Origin of the sequence: Mesorhizobium sp. M7A.F.Ca.US.011.01.1.1, from assembly GCF_003998295.1 — a bacterium.
Lineage (GTDB): Bacteria > Pseudomonadota > Alphaproteobacteria > Rhizobiales > Rhizobiaceae > Mesorhizobium.
In genome coordinates, this window is sequence record NZ_RZRT01000199.1 from 1 (window position 1) to 886 (window position 886).

The window sequence follows — 886 nt, forward strand, 5'->3', positions numbered from 1 at the left end:
CGCCATTGTCACAGCCCATACAGCCGGAAGGTCGGCCGTCCCGACAGTTCGCGCAGGGCGTCGAACGTCCGCAAGCGCTCGAACAGGCGGCGCGACGCAAATCGCGACAGATTTCCGGTCGTGAACGAGGGAATGGAGGCAAAAGAACCGCTCCAGCGTAGACCGAGCTTGTCGACGATGTCGGCGAGCGTATCGGTCCCAAGGCCGGGGGCCTTCGATGCCAGGCGCCGCCAGGCGAGCAGAATACCGTCGGCGGGTCCGAGTGCGGACGGATCGGGGCCAAATGGTCGCAAGGTCCAGACATCGCGCAGCGCCGCCTCATCCTCCGTGCGGCCGGCAAGACGCACCGCGGCGGCAGCTTTTGAGCGCCAGGCGCTGCCGCCATGCTCCAGCCCATAGGGGATCGGAACGCACCAGCATATCCAGCGTATTCAGCGCCGCGCCCGCCATGAATGCCGCCTCGGCATCGCTCTCAAGCTGCCCACGCGGGATCGCCCAGCCGGGTACGATCAGCGGCACGGACGGAAATGGCCGTTTTCGTCGAGCAGAAGCCCAAAAATCGCGGTGAACGACCCTCCGGACCGTCCCACAGCACGGGGACGGTGGAAGATGTTTCGCCTGCGGGTCCGTCGGACGAGCCCGACGCACCGATTGCCAACCACATGCCGGACATCATCGATCTCGTCATCGAGATGGGAAACACACCGGAAGCGCCGGCCGGCGCCCCCTCCCCCCTTCCGGCCGTCGGCAATCTGCGCCTACCGGCGCATCTCGACGCACTCGCCGGTCGCGCCCGCGACTATGTCGAGGCCGCGAGTTCGGCCAACACGCGCCGCGCGTATGCGTCCGACTTGCGGCATTTTGCCAGTTGGTGCCGGCGTCAGGG

Annotated in this window: 2 protein-coding genes and 1 pseudogene; 1 reads left to right on the forward strand and 2 read right to left on the reverse strand. The window is 67.0% G+C overall.

What is annotated here, in order from left to right:
• Positions 1–8: 8 nt before the first annotated feature.
• Together EOA13_RS37295 and EOA13_RS39285 are read right to left on the reverse strand one after the other, a co-directional pair.
• Entirely contained in the window at positions 9–347 is a 339-nt protein-coding gene (locus EOA13_RS37295) for a DUF1403 family protein (protein ID WP_245490611.1), read from the reverse strand.
• Positions 319–450, reverse strand: coding sequence for a DUF1403 family protein (locus EOA13_RS39285; RefSeq protein ID WP_245490612.1), 132 nt, complete (start codon positions 448–450; stop codon positions 319–321). Before EOA13_RS39285 ends, EOA13_RS37295 begins: the two co-directional genes overlap by 29 nt.
• 77 nt (positions 451–527) lie before the next feature.
• Between EOA13_RS39285 and EOA13_RS39290 the strand changes: the two are divergent.
• Positions 528–886, forward strand: a pseudogene (locus EOA13_RS39290) (integrase); the annotation flags it as partial.

Excerpts from the sequence above, each read along its gene's own strand:
- EOA13_RS39285 (WP_245490612.1), bottom strand. The coding sequence starts at position 450 with ATGGCGGGCGCGGCGCTGAATACGCTGGATATGCTGGTGCGTTCCGAT.